21 protein-coding genes are annotated in these 23,325 nt (G+C 63.0%); 12 read left to right on the top strand and 9 right to left on the bottom strand.

What is annotated here, in order from left to right:
- The first annotated feature begins 47 nt into the window (after positions 1–47).
- The 6 genes from BLS60_RS06580 to BLS60_RS06555 all read left to right on the top strand — a co-directional run bounded on the left by BLS60_RS06580 (position 48) and on the right by BLS60_RS06555 (position 4,827).
- Entirely contained in the window at positions 48–512 is a 465-nt protein-coding gene (locus BLS60_RS06580) for an FxsA family protein (RefSeq protein WP_070882121.1), read from the top strand.
- A gap of 270 nt (positions 513–782) precedes the next feature.
- On the top strand, positions 783–1,076 hold the full coding sequence (locus BLS60_RS06575; RefSeq protein ID WP_042554944.1) for a co-chaperone GroES: 294 nt from the start codon (positions 783–785) through the stop codon (positions 1,074–1,076).
- A gap of 48 nt (positions 1,077–1,124) precedes the next feature.
- Complete coding sequence (groL, locus tag BLS60_RS06570; RefSeq protein WP_070882122.1) at positions 1,125–2,765, top strand: chaperonin GroEL; 1,641 nt, start codon at positions 1,125–1,127, stop codon at positions 2,763–2,765.
- Positions 2,766–2,989: 224 nt separating this feature from the next.
- Complete coding sequence (locus BLS60_RS06565) at positions 2,990–3,193, top strand: hypothetical protein (protein WP_241077659.1); 204 nt, start codon at positions 2,990–2,992, stop codon at positions 3,191–3,193.
- 111 nt (positions 3,194–3,304) lie between these two features.
- Positions 3,305–4,135 (top strand): isocitrate lyase/PEP mutase family protein, encoded by an 831-nt coding sequence (locus BLS60_RS06560; protein ID WP_092366105.1) that lies wholly within the window; start codon positions 3,305–3,307, stop codon positions 4,133–4,135.
- A 14-nt stretch (positions 4,136–4,149) separates the two neighbouring features.
- Positions 4,150–4,827, top strand: coding sequence for an extensin-like domain-containing protein (locus tag BLS60_RS06555; protein WP_420848438.1), 678 nt, complete (start codon positions 4,150–4,152; stop codon positions 4,825–4,827).
- A 4-nt stretch (positions 4,828–4,831) separates the two neighbouring features.
- On the opposite strand, the gene BLS60_RS06550 is transcribed toward BLS60_RS06555, so the two are convergent.
- Complete coding sequence (locus BLS60_RS06550) at positions 4,832–5,242, bottom strand: hypothetical protein (protein ID WP_092366099.1); 411 nt, start codon at positions 5,240–5,242, stop codon at positions 4,832–4,834.
- A gap of 95 nt (positions 5,243–5,337) precedes the next feature.
- On the opposite strand from BLS60_RS06550, the gene BLS60_RS06545 reads away from it, so the two are divergent.
- The 4 genes from BLS60_RS06545 (at position 5,338) to BLS60_RS06530 (ending at position 9,950) form a co-directional block, all read left to right on the top strand.
- Positions 5,338–6,120 (top strand): class I SAM-dependent methyltransferase, encoded by a 783-nt coding sequence (locus BLS60_RS06545; protein ID WP_092366096.1) that lies wholly within the window; start codon positions 5,338–5,340, stop codon positions 6,118–6,120.
- 142 nt (positions 6,121–6,262) lie between these two features.
- On the top strand, positions 6,263–6,772 hold the full coding sequence (locus BLS60_RS06540) for a (2Fe-2S)-binding protein (RefSeq protein WP_092366093.1): 510 nt from the start codon (positions 6,263–6,265) through the stop codon (positions 6,770–6,772).
- A complete protein-coding gene (locus tag BLS60_RS06535; protein WP_092366090.1) occupies positions 6,769–7,758 on the top strand; it encodes an FAD binding domain-containing protein in 990 nt (329 codons plus the stop codon). The genes BLS60_RS06540 and BLS60_RS06535 overlap by 4 nt, the downstream gene beginning before the upstream one ends.
- Positions 7,755–9,950 (top strand): xanthine dehydrogenase family protein molybdopterin-binding subunit, encoded by a 2,196-nt coding sequence (locus BLS60_RS06530; protein WP_092366087.1) that lies wholly within the window; start codon positions 7,755–7,757, stop codon positions 9,948–9,950. Before BLS60_RS06535 ends, BLS60_RS06530 begins: the two co-directional genes overlap by 4 nt.
- Before the next feature lie 114 nt (positions 9,951–10,064).
- Here the strand turns inward: BLS60_RS06530 and hutC are convergent, their stop codons facing one another.
- From hutC to BLS60_RS06490, 8 genes are all read right to left on the bottom strand, one after another.
- The gene (hutC, locus tag BLS60_RS06525) at positions 10,065–10,778 is read right to left on the bottom strand and encodes a histidine utilization repressor (protein WP_092366084.1); all 714 of its coding nucleotides are present in this window, start codon (positions 10,776–10,778) and stop codon (positions 10,065–10,067) included.
- Positions 10,779–10,890: 112 nt separating this feature from the next.
- The gene (hutH, locus tag BLS60_RS06520) at positions 10,891–12,423 is read right to left on the bottom strand and encodes a histidine ammonia-lyase (protein ID WP_070882132.1); all 1,533 of its coding nucleotides are present in this window, start codon (positions 12,421–12,423) and stop codon (positions 10,891–10,893) included.
- 3 nt (positions 12,424–12,426) lie between these two features.
- Positions 12,427–14,097 carry a urocanate hydratase gene (gene hutU / locus BLS60_RS06515; RefSeq protein WP_092366081.1) on the bottom strand — a complete coding sequence of 557 codons (1,671 nt, stop codon included), beginning with the start codon at positions 14,095–14,097 and terminating at the stop codon, positions 12,427–12,429.
- A 41-nt stretch (positions 14,098–14,138) separates the two neighbouring features.
- Entirely contained in the window at positions 14,139–15,452 is a 1,314-nt protein-coding gene (locus BLS60_RS06510; protein ID WP_070882134.1) for a YjiH family protein, read from the bottom strand.
- A gap of 125 nt (positions 15,453–15,577) precedes the next feature.
- Complete coding sequence (gene hutG, locus BLS60_RS06505) at positions 15,578–16,519, bottom strand: formimidoylglutamase (protein WP_092366075.1); 942 nt, start codon at positions 16,517–16,519, stop codon at positions 15,578–15,580.
- Positions 16,509–17,726: an imidazolonepropionase gene (gene hutI, locus BLS60_RS06500; RefSeq protein ID WP_092366072.1), complete on the bottom strand. Its 1,218-nt coding sequence runs from the start codon at positions 17,724–17,726 to the stop codon at positions 16,509–16,511. Before hutI ends, hutG begins: the two co-directional genes overlap by 11 nt.
- 160 nt (positions 17,727–17,886) lie before the next feature.
- Positions 17,887–18,261: a GFA family protein gene (locus tag BLS60_RS06495; RefSeq protein ID WP_092366069.1), complete on the bottom strand. Its 375-nt coding sequence runs from the start codon at positions 18,259–18,261 to the stop codon at positions 17,887–17,889.
- A 113-nt stretch (positions 18,262–18,374) separates the two neighbouring features.
- Entirely contained in the window at positions 18,375–19,010 is a 636-nt protein-coding gene (locus BLS60_RS06490) for a TetR/AcrR family transcriptional regulator (RefSeq protein WP_070882138.1), read from the bottom strand.
- A gap of 90 nt (positions 19,011–19,100) precedes the next feature.
- Between BLS60_RS06490 and BLS60_RS06485 the strand changes: the two genes are divergently transcribed.
- Both BLS60_RS06485 and BLS60_RS06480 read left to right on the top strand, forming a co-directional pair.
- Positions 19,101–20,204: an efflux RND transporter periplasmic adaptor subunit gene (locus tag BLS60_RS06485; RefSeq protein ID WP_092366066.1), complete on the top strand. Its 1,104-nt coding sequence runs from the start codon at positions 19,101–19,103 to the stop codon at positions 20,202–20,204.
- Between the two features lie 6 nt (positions 20,205–20,210).
- On the top strand, positions 20,211–23,297 hold the full coding sequence (locus BLS60_RS06480) for an efflux RND transporter permease subunit (RefSeq protein WP_092366063.1): 3,087 nt from the start codon (positions 20,211–20,213) through the stop codon (positions 23,295–23,297).
- Positions 23,298–23,325: the final 28 nt, after the last annotated feature.

Genomic DNA, 23,325 nt, shown 5'->3' with positions numbered 1-23,325 from the left:
CATACTTCAGTCCTACTGGAAGTCGTTCTTCCGTTAAGGAAACCGTGATGCGCATTTTCATGTTGTTGTTGCTGCTGTTCCCGATTCTCGAGCTCACCGTGCTGATCTCGGTGGGCAGTGCTATCGGCGTGCTGCCGACCATCGCTTTGGTGATTGCCACGTCGATCTTCGGCGGTCTGGTGCTGCGTATCGCCGGTATCACCACCGCCTGGCGGGCCCGTGAACGGCTTGCCCGCGGCGAAATGCCTGATCAGGAAGTGCTGCAGGGCGTGATGATGGCGGTCGGTGGCGGCCTGCTGCTGCTGCCAGGTTTCATTACCGACATCATTGGTGTGCTCTGCCTGTTTCCGGGCACCCGCCGTTTGCTGATCGGTCGTATGCGCCGCCGTGCTGCCGAGCAGGCCGAGCGCCGACGTGCCTTCGCTGATGATCTGGCGGCGCGCAATGGACAGCCTGGCCCCGGTGCGAGCAAGCCGAACGTGCTGGAAGGTGAATACGAGCGTCGCGACTGATCGAGTCGCTACGCCACTGCAAGCCCTGGGTTGGCCCACGCCAGCCTGGGGTTTTTCGCTTCTGTAGCGGTGATTTGCAGACGCTGCGCGAAGAAAATTTTTCCGCCCCGCCCTTGAATTGCTCTTGATCGACCTTATGTAGCGGTCACCGCAAGGTTTTTTCAGCGTTCTGCGCTGAAACATATTTCGGTGCTACGTGTAATGCGCAGCGCCATGATCCTGCCGGTGAGAACACCGGTTGAAGTCAACAACTATTGGGAGAGATCGACAATGAAGCTTCGTCCTTTGCATGACCGCGTCGTGATCCGTCGCAGCGAAGAAGAAACCAAAACCGCTGGCGGTATCGTGCTGCCGGGCTCGGCTGCCGAGAAGCCGAATCAGGGCGAAATCGTTGCTGTAGGTACTGGCCGTGTTCTGGATAGCGGTGAAGTCCGCGCGCTGGCCGTCAAGGTCGGTGACAAAGTGGTTTTCGGCCCGTATTCGGGCAGCAACACCGTCAAAGTAGACGGCGAAGACCTGCTGGTGATGAGCGAGAACGAAATCCTCGCTGTCGTCGAAGCCTGATTTCCCGCGAATCTCCGTTTAACCGTCAAGAATTGAGGATCAATTTCCATGGCTGCTAAAGAAGTTAAATTCGGCGACTCCGCCCGTAAGAAAATGCTCGCCGGTGTGAACGTCCTGGCTGATGCCGTTAAAGCGACCCTGGGCCCGAAAGGCCGTAACGTGGTACTGGAAAAGAGCTTCGGTGCTCCGACCATCACCAAGGACGGCGTTTCCGTCGCCAAAGAAATCGAGCTGAAAGACCGTTTCGAAAACATGGGCGCTCAGTTGGTCAAGGACGTTGCGTCCAAGGCCAACGACGCTGCTGGTGACGGCACCACCACCGCTACCGTTCTGGCTCAGGCCATCGTCAACGAAGGCCTGAAAGCCGTCGCTGCCGGCATGAACCCGATGGACCTGAAGCGTGGTATCGACAAAGCCACCATCGCCATCGTCAAAGAGCTGAAGAATCTCTCCAAGCCGTGCGCTGACACCAAGGCGATCGCTCAGGTTGGCACCATCTCTGCCAACTCCGACGACTCCATCGGCCAGATCATTGCCGAAGCCATGGAAAAAGTCGGTAAAGAAGGCGTAATCACCGTTGAAGAAGGCTCGGGCCTGGAAAACGAACTGTCCGTCGTAGAAGGCATGCAGTTCGATCGTGGTTACCTGTCCCCGTACTTCATCAACAAGCCGGACACCATGGTGGCCGAGCTGGACAGCCCGCTGCTGCTGCTGGTCGACAAGAAGATCTCCAACATCCGCGAAATGCTGCCGGTGCTGGAAGCTGTTGCCAAAGCTGGCCGTCCGCTGCTGATCGTTGCTGAAGATGTTGAAGGCGAAGCGCTGGCGACTCTGGTCGTCAACAACATGCGCGGTATCGTCAAGGTCGCTGCCGTCAAGGCGCCGGGCTTTGGTGATCGTCGCAAAGCCATGCTGCAGGACATCGCCATTCTGACTGGCGGTACCGTCATCTCCGAAGAAGTCGGCCTGAGCCTGGAAAGCGCTACCCTTGAGCACCTGGGTCAAGCCAAGCGTGTTGTCCTGAACAAGGAAAACACCACCATCATCGACGGCGCTGGCCAGCAGGTCGACATCGAGTCGCGCGTTGCGCAGATTCGCAAGCAGGTCGAAGACACCTCGTCCGACTACGACAAAGAGAAGCTGCAAGAGCGTCTGGCCAAACTGGCTGGCGGTGTTGCTGTGATCAAGGTCGGTGCCGGTACCGAAGTTGAAATGAAAGAGAAGAAAGCCCGCGTTGAAGACGCCCTGCACGCAACCCGCGCAGCCGTCGAAGAAGGCGTGGTACCTGGCGGTGGCGTAGCACTGGTTCGTGCTCTGCAGGCTATCGCCGAGCTGAAAGGCGACAACGAAGACCAGAACGTCGGTATCGCTCTGCTGCGTCGCGCTGTTGAAGCGCCGCTGCGTCAGATCGTTGCCAACGCCGGCGACGAGCCGAGCGTGGTGGTCGACAAGGTCAAGCAGGGTTCCGGCAACTACGGCTACAACGCTGCAACCGGCGTCTATGGCGACATGATCGAGATGGGTATTCTCGATCCGGCCAAAGTCACTCGTTCCGCGCTGCAAGCTGCTGCTTCCATCGGTAGCCTGATGATCACCACCGAAGCGATGATCGCTGAAGTGGCTGACGACAAAGGCGCCCCGGCTATGCCGGACATGGGCGGCATGGGTGGCATGGGCGGCATGATGTAAGCCACCCGGCACCAGCTGTAAGAAGAACCCCGCGCTTGCCGCGGGGTTTTTTTTGCCTGTTATCTGGGGGCGTGAGTGAAAGGCGGTGACTGCGACCGAATTCGCGAGGGCATACCGTTCGTCTTGCTAACCGTTGCATTGCACTATTGTGATCTAGTGTTAGCCAACGTTGTTGGCTTCACTATCAAGAGGTTGCGATCGTGAGATTAGAAATAGCGCGAGGTATGTTTCTTGTCGCTGCGCTCAGCGTGTCGGTGTTCGCGGCCGCCTCCTGGTATGAACCCGGACATGGCGTGGTCAACAGTCATGGGCGCAGTTACTGTGTAAACCCCGATCTCAAGCGTGTATCGGCGCCTCAGGTGCAAGCCAATCAGAACCTGCTGTGGCTGATGTTGAGCCTGTCTCAGGGCATGCGACCGCAAGGCTGATTACCTGTCCTCTGATATCGCTGACAAAACAGTGAATTTCTCCGTACCTGGAAAACTCCGATACCCTGCGCAGTGATCCGATCAGATCGGCCAGCCTCAGGGGGAAAGAGCATGTCCACTCAGCAGCTTCTCGGCGAACGCTTCAGCCAACTGCATCGGCAGGACGGTCTGCTGATAATGCCCAACCCGTGGGACGCCGGTTCGGCAAAGATGCTCGCCGGTCTCGGCTTCCAGGCTTTGGCGACCACCAGTGCGGGCCTCGCATTTTCCTTGGGTCGGCGCGATGCCGAAGGCGCGGTGTCGCGCGACGAGGCGTTGGCCAACGCCCATGACATCGTGGCGGCCACTGCACTGCCGGTCAGTGCGGACCTGGAAAACGGTTACGGCGATGGCCCCGAGGACTGCGCGCACACGCTGCGTCTGGCCGCCGCTGCGGGGCTGGTCGGCGGCTCTATCGAGGACGCTACGGGCCGCGCCGATGCACCTATCTACGCATTCGAATTGGCGGTCGAGCGCATTCGCGCCTCGGCGGCTGCGGTGCGCAGCCTGGACTTTCCGTTCACCCTGACCGCGCGCGCAGAAAATTATCTGCACGGTTGCGCTGATCTGGATGACACCATTCGCCGCCTGGTGGCCTACGCCGAGGCAGGCGCCGACGTGCTCTACGCACCGGGCCTGACCCAGCGCGACGAAATTGTGGCGGTGGTGCAGGCCGTGGCGCCGCGCCCGGTCAACGTGCTGGTCGGCTCACCCAGCCTGCGCTTGTCACTGGACGAGTTGGCCGAGCTCGGCGTCAAGCGCGTCAGTCTCGGCTCCAACTTGGCGCGTGTGGCCTACGGTGCGTTTCTGCAAGCGGCAACGTTGCTGGCCGATTCGGGCGATTTGCGCGGGGCGCACGAGGCACTGCCGTTCGACCGCATCAACGATCTGTTCCGCGGCTGAGCGTGCGCCAGTTTCTGATCGCCTTATTGTTGTTCGTGCTGGTGGGCGGCCCGCTGGCGCTGTACCGGCAATGGATTGACGTGCCGCCACGCTGGAACCCCTGGGCACCGCTGGATCTGCGCGATACGCCGAACTGGCTGACCGATTACAAGCTGCGCCGTCTGCAGGACGACCCGGCGCTGTGCCGCACAGTGCTGGATACCTCATCGCTGCGCTACGTGACGCTGCAGGACAGCACACCAGCAGCCGATTGCCCGCTGACCAACACCGTGCGGGTGCAGGGCAGCGAGGTGCGCTTGAGCAGCAGCTTCATCGCTACCTGTCCGGTGGCGGCAGCATTCGCATTGTTCGAACGACATGGCTTGCAGCCCGCCGCTCAACAGCGCTTCGGCCAGCGCGTCACGCAGGTCGATCATGTCGGCAGCTTCGCCTGCCGCACCATTGCCGGCAGCCAACGACGCAGCCAGCACGCCTCGGCCAACGCGCTGGATATCGTCGGCTTTCGCCTGGCAGATGGCACTCGGATCAGCGTGCTACGCGACTGGCCGGGCAGCGATAACAAGTCGTTGTTCCTGCGCCAGGTGCAAAAGGCCGCCTGCGACAGCTTCAACACCACGCTGGGCCCGGATTACAACGCCGCGCACCGCGACCATTTCCATCTGGACATGGGCCTGTTCCGCATGTGCCGCTGAGCGCTCAGCCGACCAGGCGCTGTTGCAGCGTCAGGCGCCCGAGCAGCAGTTCCCAGGGTTCCAGCGCTTCCTCGAGCAGCGGATTGGTGGCGGCGTTTTCGCTGTCGCCAAGCGGGGCCAGCAATTGCGGTTGCAAGGCCAACTGATCGAAAAGCTGATCGCTGTCGGCGTCGTTCAGCGAGCAGTTGAATTGACGCTGGATCATCACGTCTTCGAGCGTGCGAACGCCCAGTGAGGGGGCGATGTCCGCCGGTGCTTGGCTGGCTGCTGCGGGTGCGGCCTGCGGCGGCTGCATCGACAGCAGCACGCTGCGTAGAATCTGGTCATACAGCGCCGCACCGGCACTCGATGGTGTACCAGCTTTCTGAGCGGCGACCCGGGTGTCGCCGGGTATCTGGGAGATGACATCGAACATCGAACGGCTGGCTCTGGCAAACTATCGCATCACAGGCTATCGGCCGCTCGATGCCTGAGTTGAGCCTTTCTACCGTTATCGATGGACGATCCACAATGAGCGAAGCACCCACCGCCGCGCGTATCCGCATGGAGGCCTTGGCGCCACATCTGCACGAGGCCGCGCAGCAATGGGCGCAACGCCTTGGGCTGGCGTTCGACGATGTAGACGCGGGGTTTGCCTTGCAGCTGGGCGAGGCCGGCCTGCAGCTTGCCGAACTCGGCCCACAGGCGCCGGGGCCGGTACGCGTGGATTTTGTCGAGGGCGCCGTGGCGCATCGCCGCCAATTTGGTGGTGGTGCCGGGCAGATGATCGCCAAGGCCGTTGGTATTCAGCAGGGGATTCGTCCCGCCGTGCTGGATGCCACCGCAGGGTTGGGGCGTGATGCGTTCGTGCTGGCCAGCCTTGGCTGTACGCTCAGTCTGATCGAGCGTCAGCCATTGATCGGCGCTTTGCTGGAAGACGGCCTGCAGCGTGCAGCCATTGATAATGAGGTGGCAGCCATCGTCGCGCGCATGCGTTTGCTGCAAGGCAACGCGATTTCGATCATGGCCGATTGGCAGGACGAAGCGCCCCAGGTGATCTACCTCGACCCGATGTTTCCCCACCGCGACAAGAGCGCGCTGGTGAAGAAGGAAATGCGCCTGTTCCGGCCCTTCGTCGGTGACGATCCGGACGCCCCGGCGCTGCTCGCCGCGGCGCTCAATCTGGCCAGTCATCGTGTGGTGGTCAAGCGCCCGCGCAAGGCGCCGATCATCGAAGGCGCCAAGCCGGGCTATGCGCTGGAAGGCAAATCCAGCCGCTACGACATTTACCCGCTCAAGAAGCTCACGCCTTGAGCGGGCGCGGCTTCGGCCCGGCAGGTTGAACACCAGCGGCTGCCAAGCGTGACCGCTCTTCGCGCAACCTGAACGATTTCCGGACGCTTACCTCAGATTTTGAACGGATGCATGAGACATCCGAGCAAACCGAGGTAGCCCCATGAGCGAGACCACCACCGACGGCGCCGAGCGCCGTACGATTTCCCTGTCGCTGAACGGCAGCCCCCTGCAGGTCGATGTCTACCCGTGGATCACCGCGCTTGACCTGCTGCGCGAACAACTCGACCTGATCGGCACTAAAAAAGGCTGTGACCACGGCCAATGCGGTGCCTGCACGGTGCTGCTTGATGGTCGCCGGGTGAATGCCTGTCTGACCCTCGCGGTGATGCTCGACGGCCACCAGCTGACCACCATCGAGGGCCTGGCCGACGGCGATGAGCTACATCCCATGCAGCGTGCCTTCGTCAAGAACGACGCCTTCCAGTGCGGTTATTGCACGCCGGGGCAGATCTGCTCTGCGGTCGGTTTGGCGGGCGAAGGGCGGATCAAGGATGCCAGCGACATTCGCGAGCGAATGAGCGGCAATCTGTGCCGCTGCGGCGCGTATAGCAACATTCTGGCGGCCATTGAAGAAGCGCTGCCCGAGACAGCCAAGGCGGTGCGCTCATGACGCCTTTCGCTTACAGCAAACCCGCAGGCATCGACGAAGCCGTTCGCCTGGCCGGGCCAGACAGCCAATTCATCGCCGGCGGTACCAACCTTGTCGACCTGATGAAGGAAAACCTTGTCAGACCCAAACGGCTGATCGACATCAACGCCTTGCCCCTGCGCAATGTCGAGACCACGGCGCAAGGTGGTTTGCGCATCGGTGCGCTCGTCAGCAACGCTGACCTGGCCTGGCACCCGGAGGTGGAGCGGCGCTATCCGTTACTCAGCCAGGCGCTGCTGTCCGGTGCCTCGCCGCAGTTGCGCAACATGGCCAGTGCCGGTGGCAACTTGCTGCAGCGCACCCGTTGCCACTATTTCTACGACAGCCAGGTGCCCTGCAACAAGCGCGAACCGGGCAGCGGCTGTCCTGCGCGTGATGGCCTCAATCGCTATCACGCCCTGTTCGGCGCCAGTGACCAGTGTGTGGCGGTGCATCCTTCTGACTTCTGTGTAGCGCTTGCGGCACTCGATGCCGAGGTGGTGATCATCGGTCCCGAGGGCGAGCGTCGGGTTCCGTTTGGCGAGTTTCATCGCCTCCCGGGCGATACCCCGCAGCAGGACACCGTGCTGCAAGCGGGCGAGCTGATACTGGCGATCGAGTTGCCCGGCGAAGATTTCTCCGCGCACAGCGCTTACCTGAAACTGCGCGATCGCGCCTCGTTCGCCTTCGCGCTTGTGTCGGTAGCCGCTGCCCTTGAGCTGGAGGGCAATGGGCAGATTCGCCAGGCCCGTCTGGCGCTGGGCGGGGTCGCCCACAAACCCTGGCGGCGCAAGGAAGTGGAAGACGGCTTGATAGGCTCGCAGGCGACTGCCGAGCGGTTTGCCGAAGCTGCCGATCAGCTGTTGAAAGACGCGCAACCACTGGCCCACAACGGCTTCAAGGTGGAGCTGGCGAAACGCGCCATCGTTCGAGCCCTGACGACCGCAGCGCAAGGAGTCCGCCCATGAATGCGCGAACGCTTGGCAAACCCCTCGACCGCGTCGACGGCCCGCTGAAGGTCAGCGGTCAGGCTCGTTATGCTGCGGAATACCCCGCCGACGGGCTGTTACATGGCAGCGTGATCTGCAGCGTCATTGCACGTGGACGCATAGTGCGGATCGATGCATCTGCTGCCGAGGCGCTTGAGGGGGTGTCGCTGGTGCTCAGCCATCTGAATCGCCCGCCGCTGGCTCAGGACGACGAGAGCTACGAGGATGACGACGCGGCCGATGGTTCGCCGTTTCGTCCGCTGTTCAATGAGCGCATCCGTTACAGCGGGCAGCCCGTGGCACTGGTCGTCGCCGATACGCTGGAGCTTGCTCGCCATGCGGCCTCGCTGGTGCGCATCGAGTACCAGCAGCAGCCGCACGAAACTGATCTGCGGCAGGCGCTGGACCGCTCCCACGCAGCCCCGGCGGAGCTGCCGAAGCCGCGCGGCGATGCCGATGCGGCCATCGCCGGCGCCCCGCTTAGCCTGCAGCTGGAATACGAGTTGCCCAACGAATATCACCATCCCATGGAGCCGCATGCCTCGACGGTGATGTATCAGGCCGACGGCAGCCTGCTGGTGCATGACAAGACCCAGGGGCCGCAGAATAGTCAGCAGTACCTTGCCAGCGTGCTCAAGCTCGATCCCAGCCAGGTGCGGGTGCTGTCGTCGTTCGTCGGCGGCGCCTTCGGGTCGGGTCTGCGACCTCAGTATCAGTTGCCACTCGCAGCGATGGCAGCGCTGAAGCTGCAACGGTCGGTACGCGTGACGCTGAGCCGTCAGCAGATGTTCACCTTCGGTTATCGCCCGCGTGCCGTTCAGCGGCTGCAGCTAGGCGCTGCGGCTGACGGCAAGCTGCAAGGCCTGGTACACGAAGTGATTGGCCAGACTTCACGCTTCGAAGACTTCACCGAACACGTCGCCGAATGGTCCGGCATGCTTTACCACTGTGATCACGTGCGCCTGGCGTACCGGCTGGTGCCGCTGGACGTCTACACGCCGCTCGACATGCGTGCGCCCGGCGCCGCGACCGGCCTGTTCGCCCTGGAATCGGCGATGGATGAATTGGCCTGGGCCGCCGGGGTCGATCCGTTGCAACTGCGCCTGACCAACTATGCACAAACCAACCAGAACGAGGGCAAACCGTACTCCAGCAAGGAGTTGCGCGCGTGCTATCAACAGGGCGCCGACGCTTTTGGCTGGAGCACGCGTGACCCGCAGTCACGCAGCATGCGCCAGGGCAATCAATTGGTCGGCTACGGCATGGCTACCGGCGTCTGGGAAGTCATGCAGATGCCGGCCAGTGCCCGCGCCACGCTGACCGCCGACGGTCGGCTGATCGTAGCCAGCGCGACGTGCGACATCGGCCCGGGTACCGCCACGGCGATGACTCAGATCGCTGCCGAAGCGCTGGGCCTTGACCCCGCACAGGTGATCTTCAAACTCGGCGATTCGAGCTTGCCGAAAGCGCCTTTGCAGGGTGGCTCGTTTACCGTGTCGTCGGTTGGCAGCGCCGTGCAGGAAGCCTGCCAGGCGCTGGCCGCGCAGCTCTGCGATGCCGCACGCCAACTGCCGGACGCGCCGTTTACCGATGGCAGCGCGTTGCGTTTCGTCGATGGCCGCGTTCAGCAGGGCGACGACACCCGGCGCGCGGTGGAACTGAGAACCCTGCTGGCTCGTCACGGTAGCCTGGAGGCTGAAGTTCAGGCGCAGCCGAGCAAGCAGCGCGAGCGATATGCCAGCGCCACCCATTCGGCCGTCTTCGTCGAAGTGCAGGTGGATGAGCAATTGGGCACCGTACGGGTAACCCGGGTGGTGAGCGCCATTGCGGCTGGACGCGTGGTGAACCCGAAAACGGCGCGCAGCCAGATTCTCGGCGGTGTGGTGTGGGGCGTCGGCATGGCGCTGCATGAAGAGGCGATGATCGATCATGGATTGGGTCGCTGCATGAACCACAACCTGGCTGATTACCACCTGCCGGTGCATGCCGATATTGGCGATATCGAGGTGATTTTCGTCGAGGAGGAGGACCAGATCGTCAATCCGCTTGGCTCCAAAGGAGTCGGCGAAATCGGCATCGTCGGGGTTGCGGCAGCGGTTGCCAATGCGGTTTATCACGCCACTGGCAAGCGTATTCGCGAGTTGCCGATCACTCTCGACAAGCTGCTCTGATCGATGTTGATACCCGGCGCGTCCCTGGAAGGACGTGCCGGCGATCAGCTGCGCGTGTTGGCAAATACCGTGCAGATGCCAGCATCAATAGACGCGCGCGGATTAATCCTCCATTTAGCGGTGCTTGGTGCTCGAGCGTAACTTGTAGCGTTCACCCGGGTGGATGAGACGCACGTAGCTGATCAGGTGCTCATCGGACCAGGTTCGGCGGATCATCGACAAGCAGGCTGCCCCCGGCGCAATCGCCAGCCACTCGGCGGTCTGCGCGTCAGCGTGTACAGCCTCGACCACATGTTCCACATCGCTGATCGGGCAGCTGGCAACCAGCACCTCGTTGGGGGTTTGCCTGGAGAAGTCGCAGCTCAGGTAGTGCGGCACCCAGCGCGGATTGACGAAGCGATCCTCGAGCTGGATCGGCACGCCGTCTTCCAGGTGCACCAAAATACTGTGGAATACCTCGGCGCCGATGCGCAGACCCAGTTTCAGAGCCACTTCATCGTCAGCAGCGACTGCCTCACTGCGCACGATGTGATTGGCATAGGCATGCCCGCGAGCGCGTACTTCGGAAGCGATGTTCATCACCTCATGCAGCGAGGATTCGGACTTGCGGTCGGTGACGAACGTACCGAGGCCGGCCTGACGAACTAGGTATCCCTGCTGCACCAGATTATTGATGGCCTTGTTGGCGGTCATGCGGCTGACCGAAAAATCCTTGGCCAACCGCTCTTCCGGAGGGATCTGGTGATGCAGCGGATAATCACCGTTGCCGATCCGCTTGAGCAAAAACTCTTCGATTACTTTGTAGCGAGGGGGCGTCGCGCTGGTCACAGGCCCTCCAGGGCGCCATCAAACGGCAGCATGATAGCGCGCCCTCTGCGCCTTGCCATCAGCCGCGGCTGATCGCGGCGCACAAGGCATCCGGTAGGCACTGTGCCGCTGTTCACAGGCTGGGCAGCAGCGAGTTCGGCAGCAAGGCGTTCAGGCAGCCGCTGGCGAGAAGCGCACTGGCCGCTTCGATGTCCGGTGCGAAGAAGCGATCCTCCTGGTAGTACGGCACTTGTGCACGCAGCAGGCCGCGCGCCTGCTCCAGCTTCGCCGAACTCTTCAGACCATGGCGGAAATCCAGCCCCTGGCAGGCGCCCAGCCATTCGATAGCGAGTATGCCGCGCACGTTCTCGGCCATCGGCCAGAGGCGTTTGCCGGCGTTGGGCGCCATGGAGACGTGATCTTCCTGGTTGGCCGAGGTTGGCAGACTGTCGACGCTGGCCGGGTGGGCCAGCGCCTTGTTGTCGCTTGCCAGTGCCGCGGCGGTGACCTGGGCGATCATGAACCCCGAATTGACGCCGCCGTTCTCGACCAGGAAGGGCGGCAGCTGAGACATGTGGCGGTCCATCATCAGCGACGTGCGGCGCTCCGAAAGTGCACCGATTTCGGCAATGGCCAAGGCGAGGTTATCAGCGGCCATGGCCACCGGTTCGGCATGGAAGTTCCCGCCAGAGAGCACGTCACCTTCAGCAGCGAATACCAGGGGATTGTCCGACACGGCGTTCGATTCGATTTCCAGCACCTCGGCGGCCTGGCGCAGTTGGGTCAGGCAGGCGCCCATTACCTGAGGCTGGCAGCGCAGCGAGTAGGGGTCTTGCACCTTGTCGCAGTTGGCGTGCGAGCGTGATACCTCACTGCTTTCGCCGAGCAGGGCTCGATAGGCTGCCGCCACATCGATCTGCCCGTGCTGGCCGCGCGCGGCATGGATGCGTGCATCGAATGGCGTGCGCGAGCCGAGCATCGCCTCCACGCTCAGCGCCCCGCACACGGTGGCTGCGGCGAACAGGTCCTCTGCCTCGAACAGGCCACGCAACGCATAGGCAGTAGATACCTGAGTGCCGTTGAGCAGCGCCAGGCCCTCCTTGGCCGCGAGGGTCAGCGGCTGCAGGCCGGCAATCGCCAGCGCCTCGGTGGCCGGCAGCCATTGGCCTTTATGGCGGGCCTTGCTCTCACCGAGTAATAACAGGGACATATGAGCCAGCGGCGCCAGATCGCCGGAAGCGCCAACCGAGCCCTTCAGCGGGATGTGCGGGTAAACCTCGGCATTGAGCAGGGCGATCAGCGCATCGATCACCGTGCGGCGGATGGCCGAGTAACCACGGGCGAGGCTGTTGATCTTGAGCAGCATGATCACCCGTACCATGGCGTCATCCAGCGCCTCGCCAACCCCGGCCGCGTGAGAGAGGACCAGCGAGCGCTGCAGTTTTTCCAGGTCAGCCGGGTCGATTCGGGTCGATGCCAGCAGGCCAAAGCCGGTGTTGACGCCGTAGACCGTGCGACCTTCGGCCAGGATATTCGCGACACAAGCGACGCTGGCTTCGATGCCCGCATCGGCGCTGGCATCCAGCGACACGCGGGTCGGCTGCAGATAGACGCCGCGCAGCTGAGCCAGGGTCAGCGTGCCGGGTTTCAAATTCAGGGTGGTCATGACTCAAACTCCTTGAGTGATCATGGGCAGGTTCAGGCCCTGCTCATGGGCGCAATCTATGGCGATCTGGTAGCCCGCGTCGGCATGGCGCATAACCCCGGTGGCCGGGTCGTTGTGGAGCACACGAGCGATTCGGGCAGCGGCTTCATCCGTGCCATCGCAGACGATGACCACGCCGGAGTGCTGCGAGAAGCCCATGCCGACACCACCGCCGTGGTGCAGCGATACCCAGGTGGCACCGCCGGCGGTATTCAGCAGGGCGTTCAGCAGCGGCCAGTCGGACACCGCATCGGAACCATCGGCCATGGCCTCGGTTTCGCGGTTGGGGCTCGCAACCGAGCCGGAATCCAGGTGATCACGGCCGATGACTACCGGTGCGCTGAGCTCCCCGGAGCGCACCATCTCGTTGAACGCCAGGCCCAGTTTGGCACGCTGGCCGAGGCCGACCCAGCAGATCCGTGCTGGCAGCCCCTGGAAGGCGATGCGCTCGCGCGCCATGTCCAGCCAGCGATGCAGGTGGCTGTCGTCAGGGATCAGTTCCTTGACCTTGGCATCGGTCTTGTAGATGTCCTGCGGGTCACCTGACAACGCCACCCAGCGGAACGGGCCGATGCCTCGGCAGAACAGCGGCCGGATATACGCCGGAACGAACCCGGGAAAATCGAACGCATCGCTGATGCCTTCGTCCTTGGCCATCTGCCGGATGTTGTTGCCGTAATCGAACGTCGGCACGCCCATCTTCTGAAAATCTAGCATGGCCCGAACGTGCACCGCCATTGACTGTTTGGCCGCTTTGACTACGTCTGCCGGATGGGTCGCGGCGCGTGCCTTGTACTGCTCCCAAGTCCAACCGGCCGGCAGATAGCCATTGAGCGGGTCGTGGGCGCTGGTCTGATCGGTGACCATGTCCGGGCGCACACCGCAGCGCACCAGCTCTGGCAGCACGTCGGCTGCGTTGCCGTGCAAAGCGATCGAGACGGCCTTGCCTTCGCCGGTATAGCGAGCGATCCGCGCGAGGGCATCGTCCAGGTCGGTGGCCTGCTCATCCACGTAGCGGGTGCGCAGGCGGAAGTCGATGCTGCTCTGCTGGCATTCGATGTTCAACGAGCAGGCGCCCGCCAGGGTTGCCGCCAGCGGTTGGGCCCCACCCATGCCGCCAAGCCCTGCGGTGAGCACCCAGCGTCCGCTCAGGTCGCCGCCGTAATGCTGGCGGCCCGCTTCGACAAAGGTCTCGTAGGTGCCCTGCACAATGCCCTGGCTACCGATATAGATCCACGATCCCGCGGTCATCTGGCCGTACATGGCCAGGCCCTTGGCATCCAGTTCATTGAAGTGTTCCCAGGTCGCCCAATGGGGAACCAGGTTGGAGTTGGCGAGCAGCACCCGCGGAGCGTTGGCGTGGGTCTTGAACACCCCGACCGGTTTACCGGATTGCACCAGCAACGTCTCGTCGTCTTCCAGCACCTTGAGGGTCTCGACGATCTTGTCGTAGCACTCCCAGTTGCGCGCCGCCCTGCCGATACCGCCGTAAACCACCAGCTCCTTGGGATTTTCCGCTACCTCGGGGTCCAGGTTGTTCATCAGCATGCGCAGTGGCGCTTCGGTCAGCCAGCTTTTGGCATTCAAGCGAGTGCCACGCGGGGCACGGATTTCGATGTCGCGAAAGGTGGTCATGGCAGATTCCTTGAACGAAGAACGACAAGTTCGGGAGGCATTCAGAGCCAGCCCAGGTACTGGGCCAGGTGGGCGAGCGGGATGCTGAACAGCAGACTCAGCAGGCAGCGTTGCAGCCAGATCAGCAACAGGTCGCGAAGGCGCAGCGGGATGCGGGTGGCGAGAATGCAAGGGATGGAGGCAGAGAAGAACAGCATGCTGCTGACCGAGACGATCGCCGTGACGAAGCGCACCAGCTGATCGGCGTCCTTGAGCAGAATCACCGGCAGGAACATCTCCGCCAGCCCGGAGGCCAAAGCGCTGGCCACCTGCATCGGCTGCTCAAGGCTGAACAGCCAGGTGACCGGATAAAGCAGCAGACCGATGACATCGAACAAGGGCGTGTACTTGGCCGCCAGCAGGCCCAGCAAACCGACCGCGAGGATGCTCGGCAGAATGGCCGAGGTCATGCGCAGGCCGTCCACGAAGGTGCTCCATAGCGCCAGCCTCAGCGCCGGTGCGCAGGCGGCTTGTGCTACCCCAGCCCGCCAGGCGCTGGCAAAGCGGCTTTCACCTTTTTGCAGTTCGGGCTCCGGCAGGCGCTCGGCAGACAGCGAGGCGAGCGGATAGAGACGCGCAGTCACCGAAGTGACCAGAAAGGTGATCAGCAGGGTGCTCCAGAAGTACAGGTTCCACTGCTCCATCAGGTTCAGGGTCCTGGCGATCACCACCAGAAACGGAACCGAAACGGTCGAGAATCCAGTAGCGATAATGGCCGCATCGCGCAGGCTGTAATGGCCCTCGCGATACATGCGGTCAGTGATCAACAGCCCGACCGAATAGCTGCCGGCAAACGAGGCAACCGCATCGATGGCCGACTTGCCCGGCGTGCGCCATAGCGGACGCATCACCGGCTGCATCAGCACCCCCACCAGTTCCAACAGGCCGAAGCCGATCAGGAACACCAGCGCCAGCGCCCCCAGCGGGACGATCACGGTCAGGCTCAGCACCAGCTTCTCGAACAGAAACGGCAGCATGTCCGGTTGGTAGAGCGCAGCCGGGCCGAGCTCGAGCAGGTAAGCACCGCCCACCAGCAAGCCGAGCGTCCTCAGGACGCTGAACAGCGCTGCGGTCGAGCTGCGCCGCCAGGAACCATCGAGCCAGGGCATCACGGCGCCGTAAAGCATGAACAGCATGGCGCACCCAATCACCAACGGCCGGGCATGGGTTTGCAGGGCCGACGCCGCATGATCGAGCAGCAGGCTCGAACGCCCGGCCAGCTCGACCGGCACGAAGAACAGCAGTATGCCGATCAGGCTAAAGCCCAGCAGGCGGGCGACCGCTGCTGGGCTGCTACGGACAGTTGCGTCTGGCACCTTATCGCTCCGCATTGCAGCATGCTTGCGGAGCAGGCTGAGCAGCGGGTTTCCAGCAGGATTGGATAGGCATCTGGGGCGTTCTCTCTAATTATTGTTATTGGCAGTGCTCGATTCGCGGGTATTCAGTCGCTCGATGTCAGTACATGGATCAGGCGGGCCGCCGCGCGTGCCGTGCGGTTGTCGATGTCATGAAGAGGATTGAGCTCTGCCACATCGATCAGGCGCACTTTGCCGCTGGCCTTGAGCCGCAACAGCAGGGGTTCGAGCAGCGAGATCGCTACGCCACGTGCAGCCGGAGCACTGACGCCTGGGGCTTCGCAGGCGGGCAGCACGTCGATATCCAGGGTCAGGTAGAGCGCGTCGCAGTCGTTAGCGAAGGCATCCAGCTCGCGGCCAAGTGCTTCGAGGGTGCTTTCGCTGATGTCTCGATCTTCACGTATCCATACGCCCAGTTCCGCGGCCCGAGTGAATAGCGCGCGGGTGTTGCTGGCGCGGCTGATACCCAGGCAGGCGTAGCGAAATGGCCAGCCGCGCGCGACGCATTGGTCGGCGATCTGCGAGAACGGCGTACCCGACGAACGCACGTGAGCCGGGTCGCGAAGATCAAAATGGGCGTCGAAGTTGATGATGCCGATCCGTGGCGCTGGCTGTTTGCCAAGGTGCCCGGCCAGGCCCGACCAACTGCCGTAAGCCACCTCGTGACCACCGCCCAGCACCAAGGGCTGATGCCCCGCGTCGAGCAATGCGCGCACCGCATAGGCGAGACGCGTCTGCGCGGCTTCGAGATCGCCGTCATCGCAGGCGATGTCACCGGCATCGTAGGCGGGCGCGTCTCGGTGCCACGCCAGGTTGGCCAATGCCTTACGAATCGCGGCGGGGCCACCGGCGGCGCCGATGCGCCCGTGATTGCGCTGCACCCCCTCGTCACAGGCGAAGCCGAGCAGGGCGAGGCCGGGCTGGCTCGCGTCGGCCAATGGTTGAACGCGCTGGTGCCAGCGTGCACTGTCTGCCTCAGGGTCGACACGTCCGGTCCAGGCGTCCATGCAGAACTGATCAACGGGCATGGCTGATGACTCCATTGAAAACGCGCTGGCGCAGACGCCCGGCCTGCACCGCGTAGGCCAGCTCGGCCGGGTGCTGGATATCCCACAGGCACAGGTCAGCGGTGGCGCCGATCGCGATACGCCCCAGCTCCGGCCGGCCCAGCGCGCGCGCGGCATGGGCCGTCATGCCTGCCAGAGCCTCGCGCGGCGTCAGCCGAAACAGGGTGCAGGCCAGGTTGGCCATGAGCGTGGGCATGCACAGCGGTGACGTGCCCGGGTTGGCATCGCTGGCCACCGCCATCGGCACGCCATAACGACGCAGCAGGTCAATCGGGGGCAGCCGGGTTTCCCTCAACACATGAAACGCCCCGGGTAGCAGCACCGCGATGGTCCCGGCGTCTGCCAGCGCTTGCACGCCGCTTTCATCCAGGTATTCGATATGGTCGACCGACAAGGCGCCGTAGTGTGCCGCCAGTGCGCTGCCGCCCAGGTTGGAGAGCTGTTCGGCATGTGCCTTGATCGCCAGGCCATGACTGATCGCGGCCTGGAAAACTCGCTCGCACTGGGCGGTGGAGAACCCGATTCCCTCGCAGAACACGTCCACCGCATCGGCCAGCCCCTGCGCGGATGCGGCCGGAATAATCTGCGTGCAGACCAGGTCAATGTACCCGTCGGCGTCGTCTGCGTATTCCGCCGGAAGGGCGTGAGCACCAAGCAGAGTCGTAGTTACGCGCACGGGCCGCAGGGTTGCCAGGCGGCGGGCCACACGCAGCATCTTCAGTTCGTCGTCGAGGGTCAGGCCGTAACCGGATTTGATTTCCACCGTGGTGACGCCATCGGCGAGCAGGGCATCCAGGCGCGGCAGGCTGGCGCTGATCAATTGCGCTTCACTGGCCGCCCGGGTCGCCCTGACCGTGCTGAGGATGCCGCCGCCAGCGCGGGCGATGGCCTCATAGCTGACGCCTTCCAGGCGCTGCTCGAACTCGGCGGCGCGGTCGCCGGCATACACCAGGTGAGTATGGCAATCGACCAACCCAGGGGTCATGACGCCGCCATGCCCGGCTTCTTCGGCGCCGGCCGCCAGCGCAGGGTCGAACTGGCTCTCTGGCCACAGGCCCGCTATCTGGCCTTGCTCTACCAGCACGGCCATCGGCTCGGGCTGCTGATCGAGGCCGTCGAACACGGTGGTATTGCGCCAAAGCAAGCGCTTGGATTGCGGGTGTGCCATGGGATAACCCTTTTTGTAATGTATATACATTTAGAGGGTTGGCTGGCGATGGTCAAGTGCTTTTTGGGGTGAATCTGAAGGCCTTGCTGCTAGCACGATGGATAATGTCTATACATTTGTGCGGCTCAGGTTCGTTACGCGGCTGTTGGGCGGCCTTTGATCACTCCTGGCGGTCGTGGTCGTAGCGTCTGGCGAGCGGGAATTCAGGCAACCAGGCTTCGCGCCGGGTGGTCCAGCTTTCGTAGGTCGGAGTCATTTGGTCGGGCGAATCGAGCGTGCCCAGATGCACTTCGATCTCGTCGGCAGTGCGGGCGAAAACCGATGAGCCGCAGCGCGGGCAGAAGAAGCGCCCGGCGTAGTCGCGGGTTTCACCCTGAATCGTCACCGCTTGCTGGGGAAAGATTGCCGCTGCGTAGAAGAGTGCGCCATGGTGTTTACGGCAATCGAGGCAGTGACAAATGCCCACTCGGCTGGGCAGTCCCACGGCCTTGATACGAATGTCGCCGCACAGGCAGCCGCCAGTGATTGGTTTCATGTCGCACCTCCTCAGCTAGCGATCAGCCGCATTGGCAGGGGAGCGGATGACCATCGTGCAGAGAAACCTAGCAGCTGACCCAGCGCATCGCCTGGCCGCCTATCAGGTGGCGCTCAGAGCCGGTACGCGCGAATGAACATCTGTACCGCCGATTGCGCATGCTGCTCTTGTTCGGCTTCGCTCTGGGGCGCGCCGCAGCCAATCAGCAGGCGGAAGTTGGCGCAGCCCTTGAGTAGCGAAAAGAACTGATCGGCTGCCACGCTTGCCGACTCGATACGCAATTGGCCAGCCTCATTAGCCTTGCTCAGCAAACGCTCCATTTCGCTCAGCAGGCGCTTCGGACCGGCTTCGTAAAAGACTCTGGCCAGTTGTGGGTCCTGGGTTCCCAAGCTGCTCATCAGGCGATGCAACTCGACCGATTCTGCGCTGTTGATCAAGCGGTTGAAGCCGCGGGCGATGTTCAGCAGCACACCTTCCAGAGGCACACCGTCGGGCCGTTCGAAGAACAGCTCGGGCAACTGTTCTTCGCACTTGGCTTTCACCGCTGCGCAGAACAGCGTCTCCTTGTCGGTGAAGTGGCTGTACACGGTCAGCTTGGAAACACCGGCGTGGGCGGCAATAGCCTCCATGCTGCTGCCCGCATAGCCGTAGCGCAGGAACAGGCATTTGGCGGCTTCGAGGATGGCCTCGCGCTTGGCGGGATCTTTGGGGCGGCCGGGGCCACTGGAGGGCAAGGGAGTATTCGACATCGGATCATTTTAATACTGGACTGGCGAGTACGGTATTTCTAATATGCCGCCACTACAAGTATTAAAAAAGTTCCTCAAAGGACGCTCACCATGTTCCGCCATGCGCTGTCTCGCCTTGCCCCTGTCTGTATGGTTATGTCTCTCGTCGCGTGCAGCAATGCGGAGGCGCCGCAGCCAGGTATTCGTCCTGCGATGGTGGCGCAGCCGCAGCTGGCGGCCGAACTGGTGGCTACTTACCCAGGCGAGATCCGCGCTCGGCTGGAGCCGGAGCTGGCGTTCCGCATCGGCGGCAAAGTCACCAGGCGCCTGGTTGAAGTCGGACAGCGAGTCGAGCAGGGAACGCCCTTGGCCGAGCTCGATCCGCAGGATGTACGTCTGCAACTGGATGCATCGCGTGCTCAGCTGCAGTCGGCCGAGGCCAACCTGAAACTGGCCCGCGCCGAGCGCGAACGCTATCGCACCCTGCAGCAGAGGGGGATGGTCAGCCAGTCGCAGGGTGATAGCGCGGAAAACACCTTCCGCGCCGCCGAAGCGCGCCTGCGCCAGGTGCGTGCCGAACTCAACGTCGCCGATAATCAGGCCAGCTATGCCGTGCTAAAGGCGCCGCAGACTGGTGTGATCGTGCAGCGCAGTGCCGAAGTTGGCCAGGTTGTCGCGGCTGGCCAGACGGTGTTCGTGCTGGCCGCCGATGGCGAACGCGAGGTGTTGATCGACCTGCCCGAGCAGATGATCCGCACGCTGCGCATCGGCCAGGACGTCGCCGTAGAGCTGTGGTCGCAGCCGGGTGAGCGCCTGGCCGGGCGTGTTCGCGAGCTGTCGCCAGCGGCTGATCCGCGGTCGCGTACCTACGCCGCGCGTATTGCCTTGCAGCAGCACGATGCTCAGGTCGAACTCGGGCAGAGCGCACGGGTATTTATCGCGCATGACGGGGATGTGCCGCTGGCCGTGCCGCTCTCGGCATTGACCGCAGAGAAGGATCAGCCGTACGTCTGGGTAGTCGACCCGCAGACCTCCAAACTCAAGCGCACGGCAGTGCGCATCGGCCCTTATGGCGAGAAGCAGGTGCCGGTGCTGGAGGGTTTGCAGGCCAGCGACTGGGTGGTGGTGGCCGGTGTACAGGTGTTGCTGGAAGGCCAGCAGGTACGCCCGGTTGATCGACAGAATCGCCCGGTAGAATTGGCTGCGAAGGAGTAAGCGGACATGTCGTTCAACCTGTCTGCCTGGGCGCTGCATCACCGCCAGATCGTCCTGTACCTCATGTTGCTGCTGGGCATCGTCGGGGCGCTGTCATATTCCAAGCTCGGCCAGAGCGAGGACCCGCCGTTCACCTTCAAGGCCATGGTGGTGAAAACCAACTGGCCGGGCGCGACCGCTGAACAGGTGGCGCGGCAGGTCACCGAGCGCATCGAAAAGAAGCTGATGGAAACCGGAGAATACGAGCGCATCGTGTCGTTCTCGCGGCCGGGTGAATCGCAGGTCACCTTCATGGCACGAGACTCCATGCATTCCGAGGACATTCCCGAACTCTGGTATCAGCTGCGCAAAAAGATCGCCGACATCCGCCACACACTGCCGGGCGGTATCCAGGGACCGTTCTTCAACGATGAGTTCGGCACCACCTTCGGCAACATTTATGCGCTGACCGGCAGCGGCTTCGACTACGCAGTGCTCAAGGACTACGCCGACCGCGTGCAGCTGCAGCTGCAACGGGTCAAGGACGTCGGCAAGGTCGAGCTGGTCGGCCTGCAGGACGAGAAGATCTGGATCGAGCTGTCCAACACCAAGCTGGCCACGCTCGGCCTGCCACTCGCCGCCGTGCAGCAGGCCCTGGAACAGCAGAACGCGATGGCCGTCGCGGGCTTCTTCGAGACTGGCTCCGACCGTGTGCAATTACGTGTGAGCGGCAGTTTCGAGAGTGTCGAGCAGATCCGCGATTTCCCCATCCGCGTGGCGGATCGCACCTTTCGCATCGGCGACGTAGCGGAGGTCAGCCGCGGCTTCAACGATCCACCCGCGCCGCGCATGCGTTTCATGGGCGAGGACGCCATCGGCCTGGCGGTCTCGATGAAGCCGGGCGGCGACATCCTGGTGCTGGGCAAAGCGCTGGAAGGCGAGTTCACCCGCCTGCAGAACAACCTGCCGGCGGGCATGCAGCTGCGCAAGGTGTCCGACCAGCCGGCAGCGGTGAAGACCGGCGTCGGCGAGTTCGTCAAAGTGCTTACCGAAGCGCTGATCATCGTGCTGCTGGTGAGCTTCTTCTCACTGGGGCTGCGCACCGGCCTGGTGGTGGCACTGTCGATTCCGCTGGTGCTGGCGATGACCTTCGCCGCCATGTACTACCTGAATATCGGCCTGCACAAGATTTCCCTCGGCGCGCTGGTGCTGGCGCTGGGTCTTCTGGTGGACGACGCGATCATTGCCGTGGAGATCATGGCGATCAAGATGGAGCAGGGTTACGACCGGCTCAAGGCTGCGAGCTTTGCCTGGACCAGCACCGCTTTCCCAATGCTCACCGGCACGCTGATTACCGCGGCGGGCTTTCTGCCGATCGCTACGGCGCAGTCGGGCACTGGTGAATACACCCGCTCGATCTTTCAGGTGGTGACTATCGCGTTGCTGATGTCCTGGGTCGCTGCGGTGATGTTCGTGCCTTACCTGGGCGCGCGTTTTTTGCCAGATATGGCCAAGCGTGCCGCACACCAGCACGGCGGCAACGTGGGTGGGCATGATCCCTATGCCACGCCGTTCTATCAGCGCATTCGGCGCCTGGTGGACGGGTGCGTGCGCCGCCGCAAAACGGTGATCATGCTCACCCTGGCGCTGTTCGTCGGCTCGATTCTGCTGTTCCGTTTTGTGCCGCAGCAGTTCTTTCCCGCTTCGGGACGGCTGGAGCTGATGGTCGATTTCAAGCTCGCCGAAGGCGCCTCGCTGGTCGCTACCGAAGCTGAAGTGCGGCGCCTCGAGCAGCGGCTTACCGGGCATCCTGGTGTGGATAACTACGTGGCCTATGTCGGCACCGGGTCGCCGCGCTTTTATCTGCCGTTGGACCAGCAACTGCCGGCGACCAGCTTCGCGCAAATCGTGGTGTTGGCGAAAACCATCGAGGATCGCGAGGCGGTACGCGCCTGGCTGATCGACGTGCTGCACGATGAGTTTCCGAGCCTGCGCACGCGCATCTCGCGTCTGGAAAACGGGCCGCCGGTAGGTTATCCGGTGCAGTTCCGGGTGTCCGGCGAGCACATTGCCGAGGTGCGCGAACTGGCCCGCCAGGTCGCCGCCAAGGTGCGAGAAAACCCCGATGTGGTCAATGTGCACCTGGATTGGGAAGAGCCGAGCAAGGTGGTCTACCTGAGCATTGATCAGGATCGCGCGCGCGCTCTGGGCGTGAGCACCTCCGATGTCGCGAGTTTCCTGCGTAGCTCGCTCAACGGCTCGTCGGTCAGCGACTATCGCGAGGACAACGAGCTGATCGAGATACTCCTGCGCGGCACCCCGCAGGAGCGTCAGGCCCTGCAGTCGTTACCGAGTCTCGCGGTGCCGACTGAGAGCGGCAAGAGCGTGGCGCTGGCACAGATCGCTACCCTCGAATACGGTTTCGAGGAAGGCGTGATCTGGCACCGCAACCGCCTGCCAACGGTGACCGTGCGCGCCGATATCTATGGCACGCAGCAGCCGGCGACGCTGACCGCGCAGATCCTGCCGACCCTGGCCGAGATACGCGACAAGCTCCCCGATGGATACCTGCTGGAAGTCGGTGGCGCGGTGGAGGATGCATCCAAAGGCCAGGCGTCTGTGAACGCCGGCGTGCCGTTGTTCATTGTGGTGGTGCTGACGCTGCTGATGCTGCAGCTCAAAAGCTTCTCGCGCTCGGCGATGGTGTTTCTCACCGCGCCGCTGGGGCTGATCGGCGTGACCTTGTTCCTGCTGCTGTTCGGCCAGCCGTTCGGGTTCGTGGCCATGCTCGGCACCATCGCGTTGTCGGGGATGATCATGCGCAACTCGGTGATTCTCGTCGATCAGATCGAGCAGGACAGGGCGGCAGGTCTGGACGCCTGGAATGCCATCGTCGAGGCCACGGTGCGCCGTTTTAGACCCATCGTGCTGACCGCCCTGGCCGCGGTGCTGGCAATGATTCCGCTATCGCGCAGTGTGTTCTTCGGGCCGATGGCGGTGGCGATCATGGGCGGCTTGGTGGTAGCGACGGCGCTTACGCTGCTGTTTCTGCCTGCCCTGTATGCCGCATGGTTCAGGGTCAAGCCGAGCGACAAGCCGACACCGGCTGAATAACGGGGAGCCCGCAGGCTGGAGACGGCAC

Origin of the sequence: Phytopseudomonas seleniipraecipitans (assembly GCF_900102335.1) — a bacterium.
GTDB classification, from domain to species: Bacteria; Pseudomonadota; Gammaproteobacteria; order Pseudomonadales; family Pseudomonadaceae; genus Aquipseudomonas; species Aquipseudomonas seleniipraecipitans.
This window is presented reverse-complemented; position numbering and strand designations above follow the sequence as displayed.

What these genes read in the sequence shown, in the direction of transcription:
- BLS60_RS06580 (WP_070882121.1), top strand. Translation starts at nt 48, where the DNA reads ATGCGCATTTTCATGTTGTTGTTGCTGCTGTTCCCGATTCTCGAGCTC.
- BLS60_RS06575 (WP_042554944.1), top strand. Translation starts at nt 783, where the DNA reads ATGAAGCTTCGTCCTTTGCATGACCGCGTCGTGATCCGTCGCAGCGAA.
- groL (WP_070882122.1), top strand. Translation starts at nt 1,125, where the DNA reads ATGGCTGCTAAAGAAGTTAAATTCGGCGACTCCGCCCGTAAGAAAATG.
- BLS60_RS06565 (WP_241077659.1), top strand. Translation starts at nt 2,990, where the DNA reads ATGTTTCTTGTCGCTGCGCTCAGCGTGTCGGTGTTCGCGGCCGCCTCC.
- BLS60_RS06560 (WP_092366105.1), top strand. Translation starts at nt 3,305, where the DNA reads ATGTCCACTCAGCAGCTTCTCGGCGAACGCTTCAGCCAACTGCATCGG.
- BLS60_RS06550 (WP_092366099.1), bottom strand. Translation starts at nt 5,242, where the DNA reads ATGTTCGATGTCATCTCCCAGATACCCGGCGACACCCGGGTCGCCGCT.
- BLS60_RS06545 (WP_092366096.1), top strand. Translation starts at nt 5,338, where the DNA reads ATGAGCGAAGCACCCACCGCCGCGCGTATCCGCATGGAGGCCTTGGCG.
- BLS60_RS06540 (WP_092366093.1), top strand. Translation starts at nt 6,263, where the DNA reads ATGAGCGAGACCACCACCGACGGCGCCGAGCGCCGTACGATTTCCCTG.
- BLS60_RS06535 (WP_092366090.1), top strand. Translation starts at nt 6,769, where the DNA reads ATGACGCCTTTCGCTTACAGCAAACCCGCAGGCATCGACGAAGCCGTT.
- BLS60_RS06530 (WP_092366087.1), top strand. Translation starts at nt 7,755, where the DNA reads ATGAATGCGCGAACGCTTGGCAAACCCCTCGACCGCGTCGACGGCCCG.
- hutH (WP_070882132.1), bottom strand. Translation starts at nt 12,423, where the DNA reads ATGACCACCCTGAATTTGAAACCCGGCACGCTGACCCTGGCTCAGCTG.
- hutU (WP_092366081.1), bottom strand. Translation starts at nt 14,097, where the DNA reads ATGACCACCTTTCGCGACATCGAAATCCGTGCCCCGCGTGGCACTCGC.
- hutG (WP_092366075.1), bottom strand. Translation starts at nt 16,519, where the DNA reads ATGCCCGTTGATCAGTTCTGCATGGACGCCTGGACCGGACGTGTCGAC.
- hutI (WP_092366072.1), bottom strand. Translation starts at nt 17,726, where the DNA reads ATGGCACACCCGCAATCCAAGCGCTTGCTTTGGCGCAATACCACCGTG.
- BLS60_RS06495 (WP_092366069.1), bottom strand. Translation starts at nt 18,261, where the DNA reads ATGAAACCAATCACTGGCGGCTGCCTGTGCGGCGACATTCGTATCAAG.
- BLS60_RS06490 (WP_070882138.1), bottom strand. Translation starts at nt 19,010, where the DNA reads ATGTCGAATACTCCCTTGCCCTCCAGTGGCCCCGGCCGCCCCAAAGAT.
- BLS60_RS06485 (WP_092366066.1), top strand. Translation starts at nt 19,101, where the DNA reads ATGTTCCGCCATGCGCTGTCTCGCCTTGCCCCTGTCTGTATGGTTATG.
- BLS60_RS06480 (WP_092366063.1), top strand. Translation starts at nt 20,211, where the DNA reads ATGTCGTTCAACCTGTCTGCCTGGGCGCTGCATCACCGCCAGATCGTC.